General features: G+C 48.7%; 9 protein-coding genes. 8 read left to right on the top strand and 1 reads right to left on the bottom strand.

Features of this window, described 5'->3' with window-relative positions:
• Positions 1–129: 129 nt before the first annotated feature.
• Complete coding sequence (locus CLV60_RS06150) at positions 130–1,275, bottom strand: FG-GAP repeat domain-containing protein (RefSeq protein WP_170118716.1); 1,146 nt, start codon at positions 1,273–1,275, stop codon at positions 130–132.
• A 184-nt stretch (positions 1,276–1,459) separates the two neighbouring features.
• Between CLV60_RS06150 and gcvT the strand changes: the two genes are divergently transcribed.
• The 8 genes from gcvT to CLV60_RS06110 all read left to right on the top strand — a co-directional run bounded on the left by gcvT (position 1,460) and on the right by CLV60_RS06110 (position 10,810).
• Positions 1,460–2,542: a glycine cleavage system aminomethyltransferase GcvT gene (gene gcvT / locus CLV60_RS06145; protein ID WP_106594465.1), complete on the top strand. Its 1,083-nt coding sequence runs from the start codon at positions 1,460–1,462 to the stop codon at positions 2,540–2,542.
• 30 nt (positions 2,543–2,572) lie between these two features.
• Positions 2,573–3,283 carry a 2-phosphosulfolactate phosphatase gene (locus CLV60_RS06140; RefSeq protein ID WP_106594464.1) on the top strand — a complete coding sequence of 237 codons (711 nt, stop codon included), beginning with the start codon at positions 2,573–2,575 and terminating at the stop codon, positions 3,281–3,283.
• A gap of 21 nt (positions 3,284–3,304) precedes the next feature.
• Positions 3,305–5,266, top strand: coding sequence for a PDZ domain-containing protein (locus CLV60_RS06135; protein ID WP_106594463.1), 1,962 nt, complete (start codon positions 3,305–3,307; stop codon positions 5,264–5,266).
• Between the two features lie 9 nt (positions 5,267–5,275).
• Complete coding sequence (locus CLV60_RS06130) at positions 5,276–7,102, top strand: PorZ beta-propeller-like domain-containing protein (RefSeq protein WP_106594462.1); 1,827 nt, start codon at positions 5,276–5,278, stop codon at positions 7,100–7,102.
• 48 nt (positions 7,103–7,150) lie between these two features.
• Positions 7,151–7,804: a uridine kinase gene (gene udk, locus CLV60_RS06125; RefSeq protein ID WP_106594461.1), complete on the top strand. Its 654-nt coding sequence runs from the start codon at positions 7,151–7,153 to the stop codon at positions 7,802–7,804.
• A gap of 22 nt (positions 7,805–7,826) precedes the next feature.
• Positions 7,827–8,543: a hypothetical protein gene (locus CLV60_RS06120; RefSeq protein WP_106594460.1), complete on the top strand. Its 717-nt coding sequence runs from the start codon at positions 7,827–7,829 to the stop codon at positions 8,541–8,543.
• A gap of 135 nt (positions 8,544–8,678) precedes the next feature.
• Entirely contained in the window at positions 8,679–8,834 is a 156-nt protein-coding gene (locus CLV60_RS34965; protein WP_106594459.1) for a lasso RiPP family leader peptide-containing protein, read from the top strand.
• Positions 8,835–8,875: 41 nt separating this feature from the next.
• Entirely contained in the window at positions 8,876–10,810 is a 1,935-nt protein-coding gene (locus CLV60_RS06110; RefSeq protein WP_106594458.1) for an asparagine synthase-related protein, read from the top strand.
• Positions 10,811–10,821 lie beyond the last annotated feature (11 nt).

The following is a 10,821-nucleotide window of genomic DNA, read 5'->3' as shown; positions in this document are numbered from 1 at the left end:
ATCTTGCCCATGTATTTCTAATGTCGTAATTAAAAATACAAAAAAGCCCTCGTTCTACATAGTAGAAAAAGGGCTTTTGCTTTTGGGTCACCCTCACTTCGCTCAGGCTGACAATCGTTTTAAACCATTCTATTTCTTCCGCTGATTCCAATACACTACCAGGTTATGCGTCGCACGGCCTGCCGCGATAATATCCAGGTCTCCATCGCCATCCAGGTCGGCAGGCAACAGGTCCTCGCATGCGATTTTGATGCTCTCATCCAAAGTGTATTCCGTCCATTTCTTGCCTTCGGGATCGGAGCCCACGTAAATGCGCACGCCGGTTTCGCCGGTCACGTTCGGGTTACGCCAGCCCATTACCACCTGGTCGCGGCCTTGCCCGAAGAAATCGGCGCAGGCCAATGCGTGGCCTTCTTTAATACGGTCGGTGAGCACGGTGCGGCTATCTTTGGTATAAACTACCAATGCAGTACCGTGCATGGGTTCAATGGTGGCGGTAAACAATTGCTTTTTACCCAAACTTCCCGTTCTGATCTCTCCTACCCCACGCTCCGGTACCATCCAGTTGCCCGAAGGCGCCCAGCCATCTGCTCCGTTCAGGAACACCTGCACCCCCTCTTTGCTCGCAATGGACAATCCGGCCATTCTACCGGGGATTTCCATGGGCTGGAAGTTGTGGGTCATATGCATGTTGGTTTCGATCAAATTGTAAGTCCAGATTCCCTTTTTATTTTCAGGAACGTCAAAAACGATCAGCTTCACGCCCACCCCGTTTCCTCCGGTATTTCCCTCGCCATGCAATGGCAATACGGCCAATTGGAACGGACCGTCGGCCGTTTTAACCCAATGCATCCGGTGAATGGTTACCTCGTGATGCAGGCGCACCGGCTCCCAGGGTTTCGTGCGATCGTCCGGGGCTACCATATAGAATACGGCGCCCGAGGTTTTCAAATCCTTGGTCTCGGACGGGTTCCAACCTGCCCCAACGGCCACTTCCACCTTGCCGTCGCCGTCGATATCACGGGCAGCAATGCAGACGTTATCCTGCTCGGTGAGATCCTTCGCGATCACGTAGCGCGTCCATGCGCCGTCCTTTTTCCCGGGATTTTTATACCATACAATTTCCTTTTTGTCGGCCATGAGAATATCCAGTTTCCCGTCGCCATCCACATCGCCGGAAGCTACCCCGTAGCCGATACTCACCTTATCGTCGATCGTCTCGCCTTTGAAAGTGGCCGTTTGCGCAAATGCACTGCCCGCTATTGAAAATGCCATCGAGAACAATAGTCGTTTATTCATATTCCTGAAAACCGGCAGCCGCCGATGGATAAAAGTTTTGACCTATTTTTTAACAATATACTTCAAAATGCACTCTACGGACATTGAAAAAACAGTTTTTTGTGTCGCTTTGACCTGCATTCCCTACTTTTGTGAATTATTGTAAAACCAAATATCCTTCATGAAAACAGTCCCTTTACATCAGCTCCACATCCGTTTAGGTGCAAAAATGGTCCCGTTTGCAGGTTTTGAAATGCCTGTCCGCTACTCGTCGGATCTGGATGAACATCACACCGTAAGAAATGCCGTGGGTGTTTTTGATGTATCGCACATGGGCGAATTCAGCGTAAAAGGGCCTGGTGCGCTCGCATTGATCCAGAAAGTATCCGCAAATGACGCTACTGCTTTGTATGACGGAAAAGTGCAATACAGTTACCTGCCGAACGCTACCGGAGGTGTGGTGGACGACCTGCTCGTGTACCGCATTGCCGAGGATGATTATTTCCTGGTCGTGAATGCATCGAACATCGAAAAGGACTGGAACTGGATCCAGAGCCACAATACCGAAGGCGTGGCAATGGAAAACCTGTCGGATTCGCTTTGCCTGCTGGCAGTGCAAGGACCTGGTGCTACTGCGGCGTTACAGAAATTAACCCATGTCGACCTCGCTTCAATGGAGTACTATACCTTCAAAATCGGCGAAATGGCGGGTATTAAAGACATTATCATTTCCGCAACCGGCTACACCGGTGCGGGAGGTTTTGAAATATATGTAAAGAATGAGGATGCCGAGAAAATGTGGGACGCCATTTTCGAAGCAGGTGCCGAGTTCGGTATCAAGCCGGTTGGCCTCGGCGCACGCGATACGCTGCGACTGGAAAAGGCATTCTGCCTCTACGGTAACGATATCGACGACGAAACGTCGCCTTTGGAAGCCGGCCTCGGTTGGGTAACCAAATTCACCAAAGATTTTATCAATTCCGAAGCATTGAAGACGCAGAAAGAAGCCGGATTGAAAAGGAAATTGATCGGTTTCGAAATGATCGACCGCGGCATTCCACGCGGGCATTATGAGCTGTGCGATGCAGCGGGTAACAAACTCGGCGAGGTCACGTCCGGTACCCAGTCGCCTACTTTGCAGAAAGGCATCGGATTGGGCTACGTTCCGACCGAATTCAGCAAAGCCGGCACCGAAATTTTCGTAAAAGTCCGCGACAGACTGTTAAAAGCGCAGGTTGTGAAAACGCCTTTTGTAAAAAACTAATCCCTCCTATTCAAGTCCGATTGCATTTTTATGAAACAACTTGACGTTTGTCTTACTCCGGATTTACTTCATTTACACAAACTCGATAATTCAATAGTGGTAGTGGCCGATATTTTCAGGGCCACTTCCTGCATGGTAACCGGCCTCGCTTACGGGGTAAAAAGCATTACTCCGGTGGCGAGTGTAGAGGAATGTAAATTCCTGCAAGACAAAGGATATATAGCCGCTGCCGAGCGTGATGCACGGAAAGTAGAAGGTTTCGACCTGGATAACTCGCCGTTCAGCTACATGCATGAAAGCCTCATCGGCGCGCAGATCGCGATGACGACCACCAATGGGACATTATCTATTTCCAAAGCGAAATCTGCCGCGGTGAAAGTGATGATCGGCTCGTTCCTGAACCTGGGTGCATTGGCCAATCATTTGAAAACTGAACCTTATGATGTGCTTGTACTATGCGCGGGCTGGAAAGGCCGTCCCAACCTCGAAGATACTTTGTTTGCCGGGGCATTAGCAGAAGCGTTGAAGGACCAATTTATGCTGCTAGAAGACGGAACGCTGATGGCGCAGCGTTTATACCTGCAAAGCCGCGACAACCTGCTGGCGAGTGTTTCTAACTCCTCGCACGTAAGACGCCTGCAACGGCTGGGCATTCAGAAAGACATTTCCTACTGCCTGCAAACCGACCTGTACGACGTTGTTCCCGTCCTCAGAGGCAGCACGCTGGTTTCCATGAATTAATATTTACTCAATCCCATTTGCATGTTCCGATTCGTCTTTGTCATTTTTCTAGGGTTATTTCTAATGGCTGGTCACGCAGAGGCCCAGCGCAGGACAACTTCTCCAAGGAAACAGCTCATTGCTCCCAAGAAAAAAGCCCCCGAACCAGCCAGACCGCAGGCACCGGCTGCCAAGGACACGACAAAGGCGCAGATTCCCGTGGTTCCTGCCGGCGACGCTGCTGTGGCCGATACCACCATGCCCAGCGGGATCTCTGCCACCGGCGACACACTCACCGAAGCCGCGAACGAGGCCAAGCTCCCGGTGGAAAAAGCCGACAGCATGCATGCCTACAAGATCACCATCGAAGATATTTCATACCTCTCGGTCTGCCCGGGCACTAATGTCACCATCCCATTCAAAACCGATGGCCCGTTCGACGAGGACAATACTTTTATTGTACATATTATAGATGCTACCGGCAAATCGGTGCCTATTTCGCTTCCTGTGAAGAAAAGCCCTGCCAAAGCGGTGATACCTTCTTATAAAGTGGGCGGCGAAGTGTACCGACTTCAAATCATCTCCTCTATTCCGGTTATCAAAAGTCAGGAAGTACCGCTAAGGCTGCTGCAAGCGCCCGCAGCGAAGATCGACCTGATCGACGGAACACAAACCGTACGCATTATGCCCGGGCAGGAAGCGCATTTGCGCATAAACCTCACAGGCGCGGCACCGTGGTCGTTCCGACTCTCGGACAGCACTACGGTATTGCAAACGCTTTCGAACCCGCACTACATTACTGTTAAGCCGACAGACGTAAAGGCTTATCGCGTAACGGCCGTTTCTAATGCCTGCGGAAGCGGTACGACTTCCGGCGAAGCTATTGTGAATGTGAATAACAACCCCGAGCCAAAACTCGAACTGAAAGAGGTGGAGAAAATCGCGAAGCTTTGCGCGGGTGTGCCATTTCAAGTGCCTTTCAATGCGACCGGCAAGTATAAAGAGGGGAATAAATTCGTAGTTCAAATCGCGGAGCGCAGCGGTGCCTTTAAAAGCATTTCAACCCCTGACTCGTCGGGCTATATTACCACACAAATTCCCGACAGCTACAAACCCGGTGAATATCGCCTGCGTGTGACTTCCACGGCACCTTATCTCGTGAGCCAGACGACCAACGTTTCGATCGTTTCGCCTACCGTGGCAACCCTTCAAAAGGATTCATTGCGATTGGGCGAAAACGAATCGGGTGAGCTCACAGTAAAATTCACAGGCGGCGGGCCCTGGTTCGTGCTGCTTTCGGACGGAACCTATGAAAACAACATTCAGGAATCCCCGCACAAGATCAAGGTGAAACCATTTTATGATACGAACTACCAGATCAGCTCAGCTGGTGGTTTGTGTGGTGTAGGCAAATTCTCGGGCTCAGCGAAAGTTACCGTAAAAGCCCCTCCGGCAAGCATTACGCTCGACAAGCTGCCGCAGAATATGGTTTGCGCAGGCTCAACCATTGACATTCCCTACAAAACGGAAGGGCGCTATAACCCGAACAACAAATTTACAGTCCAAATGACCGATAAATCCGGTCGTTTTGTGACGTTGCCCACGACGGTAACCCCTACCGCGATGCAGGTTAAAATCGCCGCGGCAGCACCGGGAGATACGACCAAGATCCAGAAGATTCGTATTGTTTCATCCTCTCCGGCCGTTTCCAGCGCGATTGAAGAACTGGAAGTGGTTGCCCCTGACAAGGCTGTCGCAGAGGTTTCCGGACGCGGTACGGTCTCGGCCGGACGTTCTACCCGCATTCAGTTGCGTTTCAAAAACGGGCTTCCTCCATGGTCATTCACACTTTCTGACGGCACGGCGATCAACGGTACATTCCTTAACCCGTACCTGATTTCCGTTTCGCCTTCCTCTACCACGGAATATACCATCAGTTCACTGAAAAGTGGGTGCGGAACCGGAACCGGGCGGGGCTCCGCCGTTGTGACGGTAGAAAACTAACATATAGCCATGCGCAAAGGGAGGATACTTATTTTCTTATTGGCTGCCGTATTCGGTCCCACGCGCATACTAGGGCAGGCTTTACCATTGGGTCAATGGCAAAGCCATTTCAATTACTTCTCTGCCAGGCAGGTAATTGATGCCGACCCATTAGTCTATTGCGCCTCCTACAATGGCCTTTTCTCTGTCAATCCTGGAAACGGAGAGACCCGCGCTCTGTCCAAAGCCGACGGCCTCAGCCATACGGGTATCAGTGCAATGGGTTACCTCCCGGAAGCCAAGCTTCTCATGTTGGCTTACCGCAACGGCACAATCGATTTTGTATATCTTAATGAACAGGCCCAGCCTGACCAGATCGACACGTGGGATCTTTTGAACGAAACCCAGGGACTACCCGCCGATAAGGCGATTCGACGCATTGTTTTCAAGGAAAAACTGGCCTACCTGGCAACCAGCTTCGGGGTGCTCGTTGTGGACACCCAACTTCGGCAGGTAGAAGAAACTTATCGCTACATTGGTCCAAATGGCTCGCAGCTTGCCGTGAGCGACCTCGCATTTTCGGGAGATTCGCTTTATCTGGTAACCTCCCAGGGCATGCTGGCCACCTCTATGAACGGGGATGTAAACAGGCAATATTTCGGCAATTGGAAACCGGTAACAAGCCCCGGCAGCATTTCCGGAATGGCATTTTTTGCGGGAGCAATTCACGCAGCTGTTCCCGGAAAAGGCCTTTTTAAATATGAGAAGGGAGCTTGGAAACTGGTTTACGCATCCAGTGCTTCTGCCATGCGAATTCTCGACACGGGCGACTTTCTGACCATCTCGGCCCAAAACACGGTTATTACACTCGATACCGGCTACAAGGCCCAGACTTTCAGCAGTCCATTTTGGGTAAATATCCGGTCGGGGGTTCGCACAAGCTCGACAACACTTTGGGTCGCCGATCACAAAAATGGTTTGATCACCAATCAATTCTCTGATTTCAAACAGGTTTCGCCCGTGCAAGGGGATACAACCATTTCACCTCGCTCCGATTCGACGATCACCGACCTCAACGGGTTATCATGGACCCGCCTGCCCGAGACGCTAGGCGGAGGCATTTTGGTCAGTAACAAGGATGGTTCTCGAAAAAAAGTCCTTTCAACATCGATAGGCACCGGTACACTGCCCGCCTCAAAGATCAACAGCCTCGCACTAGATCAGGACGGATTTGTCTGGTTTGCCGGAGCAAGAGGAGTTGGCTATTTTATCCCTGACGGCGTTCTGGAGGCAACCCGTGTGGATGCTATCTTACCCATTTACGGCCAGCGAAGGCTCTTTAACAATGAAGAATGTACCGCATTGGCGGTTGAACCGGGAAACCGAAAATGGATCGGCACACGGACCGGACTTTACCTTTTTAATGCAGATGGTACCGAGCTGATCCGCAAATTCACATCAGCCGACAGCCCGCTACCTTCGGATGTAATCAACGCGCTCCGGTTTGAAGCCGAAACCGGCCTGCTGTTCGTCGATACACCAGCGGGTATGGTTTCCTATCAAAGCGACGCCAAGGCTGCGTCCGAACACATCAGCCGTGTTACCATTTTTCCCAACCCCATCCGGCCGGGCTATTCGGGTAATGTAGGTATCAGCGGCCTGAGCAGCCAGTCAACCGTTAAGATCACCGATTTGGCAGGCAGGCTCGTATTCGAAACACGTTCGGAAGGAGGCCTTGCCTCGTGGAACCTCAACGACTATACCGGTCGCCGGGCGCGGGCCGGAATATATATGGTGCTCATCGTATCGGCCGACGGCACTGAGCAACAGGCCGGTAAATTGGCAATTATTAATTAAAATCATAAATTAATCCAGGCGTTCAGACTAGCGGGCGCCGCAGACTGTATGATGTCGAATCAGGAAAAAGCACCCTACATTGTAGGTATCACCGGCGGAAGTGCGTCGGGCAAGACCTATTTTATGAAAAACCTCATCGACGCGTTTGGTAAGGACGAAGTAACGCGGATCTCGCAAGACAATTATTACCGGCCGATTCACGAAATCCCTCGCGACGAAAATGGGGTAGAGAATTTCGACTTGCCGGAGACGATAGATCACCACCTCTTCGCGGAACATATTGCCGTACTCCGGGCCGGCCGATCCGTGCAGCAAAAGGAATATACGTTCAACAATCCGCTGATCAAACCCGAGATATTACATTTCGAGCCGAAGCCCATCATTATCGTGGAAGGGATTTTTGTCTTTTATTTTCCCGAAATTGCCCGGCTCATTGATTTGAAAATTTTTGTAGATGCCAAGGAGCACGTTAAAATAAAACGGCGGATTATTCGTGATAATAACGAGCGCGGCTACGATCTGGACGATGTCCTTTACCGTTGGGAGCATCACGTCGCCCCGACTTACGATAAATTTATACTTCCATTGCGCGCAGAAGCGGATATGATCATCAACAACAATTCCCGGTTTGACACTGGTTTACAGGTGCTGATTGGTTTTTTGAAAGGGAAATTGGAAGAACAATACAAACATTCGTCATAGTCATCAAAATTTAACCGAGTTAATGAAGAATTCTTTACGGACAATTTGCGGGACTTTCGCTAAACACATTACTATTCTTGCAATTGCTTCAATCGCTTTTTCCGCGTGCGAAGACACTACCGAATCACTTGATCCCTACGAGTATTATCCGCTGGAAATCGGCCACTATACCGTCTATGATGTCAATCAGGAGGTTTATTCGGCCGGTCAGACGGCACCCGTGGTCACTCAGTGGCAGGAAAAGGATGAAGTAGATCGGATTGCTTCCGACTCGGCCGGGATCGCCACATACATTATTGCAAGATCTACACGCAGCTCTTCGACGGATTATTGGCAAAAGGTGAAAGAGTACACCATTCATAAATACCCCGATAAGCTGCTGACCAACATTGACAATCAACCATTCGTGTCTCTTACGTTTCCGATCGATTCACGTACAACGTGGAACGGTAACAGTTATAACAATCTGGACAAGCAGGACTGTTATTATGAACCTGGATTTAAGTCGGTGAAAATCGGGGAGCAATTGTTCGACAACGTGCTGACTGTCGTTGAACGAAGCGACACCTCGATCATCAACAAATATGTAACCATCAAACAATATAGTGTGGGCGTGGGGCTAATCTCTGACGATGAGACTGCCTTTGAATTTTGCCAAAACGACGATTGCATTGGATCGGGGAAAGTAGAATCCGGCATTTACAAAACGCGCAAAATCATAGAATTTGGCAGCCGGTAATCGTCGAAACCTGCTTGGTTCAGCCAGCCAAAACTTGATTTTTTCATATTCGTTTACAATAATGTTTGCAAATTCAATTTATCTGTATAAATTTACGACGGATACTGGTATTAATCATTCATTAACCGATAAACAATGAAAACATTGACATCGCACTCTACACAGACAAAAAAGTCTTACCGCAAGCCGGTTCTCGTTCAACACGGAAGTGTTAGCAAGTTGACTAAAGGTAAATTGGGTAGCCAATTCGACGACGATACTAGCGAAATGAACTATTCGCCAGATGCTTGATTTAGAGCTATCTGAGGTATTCCCTCTCTGAATTTGTACCAATGCTGATTCAAGGTGTTATTTTCTTGGGAGCAGCGTTTAGGAAAAAAAAATCAAATTCAGACCAGTCAATTAACTGGAATACAGGCACCTTAGAGTATTCAAGCTTTTCTAAGCATTCATCTTACGAGACCACAGTTCTTGGTTTCGAGGGATATCATCAGAACGATGTCAAAATATGGAGTTCAGACTCTCTTATTTTGACATCGTTTTTTGATTTCAAAGCCTATCTTAAATCATCAGGAAACAGACTCGGCGTAGGGGTTTGGTATCAAGAGGCGGAGAAAACCCTACATCTTGCCAGAAGCCTTTTTGGTACTCATCCATTGTACTATCTATTTGTTCCCGGCCAATTCTGTCTATTTTCTACTGATTTACATACCCTTCTGAAATCCGCGAAGGATGGAGGGATAAGCCTTACGACTAACGAAAGTCGTCTTCGCTCTTTTTTAACTTTTGGGCGCGATCAGTTTGTCGACTACGATGGGCAAACATTTTACCAGGAAGTGAAATGTGTATTACCCGGACATATCCTGTCGATAACGCCTCATGAATGTTCTTCTACACCGTATACTAAATTTCAGCTTTCGCAAAGTGCTGACACGTTACCGGGATATGCACAGCATTTCAAGGCACTTCTTGAGAATTCCGTTCGCTGCTCCCTGCCATGCGACACTTCTCCGATCGGTTCTCATTTAAGTGGAGGTCTGGATTCTTCGTCGGTTAGTACTTTTGCCAGAATATTAGCTCCCGAAAACCCCTTTTATACGTTTTACTACGATACCCAGGGCGCAGGTTCCGATGACAAAAATTATGCCCTGGAAGTCGCCCGGAATATCGCTTCGTGTCATCAGGAAATTGTGGTATCGAACGAGCCTCTTAGCACAGTCGCATCGCATACCAACATACTAGGATTTCCTCAACCCGCATTTATAGCACCCACATTTTATGACGGAGTTTTGAAGCGTGCAACACAACTCGGATGCCAGACACTTTTGAATGGAAATGGGGGCGACTCTATCGTGGGCAGTGGTTTTGAATACCTAACGGTGCTTTTCCAAGAAAAAAAATGGCCGCTTTTGAAAGAGCTACTTTCCAAACGAACCCAGTACTATGCCAAAGCGGATCAACATAAAAACTGGGATCAGCTCAATTTTGAACTACAGAATAAGATAGTAGAACAAAACTTTCTTTACGGCAGGCTTTCCAGCTCCATCAGAACAATGAGCTTTCGCCAGCTGAGTGCTATGTACCGGGAAATTTCAGATCATTTTGAGCTAACTCCTGGCTATTTCGCTACCCGCGCCTTAGCATCCTTTATTAAAAAATTGAAAGGATATGCCCTTCCGCCTAAATCCCTGTTGAAGCGAGATTTTCTGGAAATCGGCAATGCCGATCTCCATGACTCAAAACTACTTTCTGCTTCTTTGCACAGTAATCTTTCACCTGCTTTCCGTCAATCGTTTGAGGAAATTTTTAGTCAACATAGTATATCCCAGAACGAGAGCAGGTTTATTTTTGGGCGCCATTACGGGTTTACGAACCGTTCTCCTTTCTTAGATAAAGAGCTGTTCGAATTGTGCCTCTCGATTCCAGAGGTCATCAAGTTTGGCGACGGTTCGGGACGAATGCATTTCCGCGAGGCTATGAAGGACATATTACCTGATAATGTAAGACTTAGGTCACAGAAAGCACACGTGGGACGGCGGGGGAAGAGCGCTACGCTTCAACTTTACGCGCAGGCGAAGGAAATGCTTTACGATACCGACGAAATCTGGCAATACATTGATAGAAGAAAATTTGACGACACAATCAAATTCCTCCAAACAGATCATTTACCTGTTGAAGACTACAACCGAAGCCTCTTCCATGTAACAAGAACGGTTTCGGTTGCAGTTTGGCTAGAATGGCTTAAATCAGAAAAAATCCTGCAATAAATGCTGGAAAA

Source organism: Dyadobacter jiangsuensis (genome assembly GCF_003014695.1).
Lineage (GTDB): Bacteria > Bacteroidota > Bacteroidia > Cytophagales > Spirosomataceae > Dyadobacter > Dyadobacter jiangsuensis.
The sequence above is the reverse complement of the archived record's forward strand: the minus strand, read 5'-3'. Positions and strand labels throughout refer to the sequence as shown.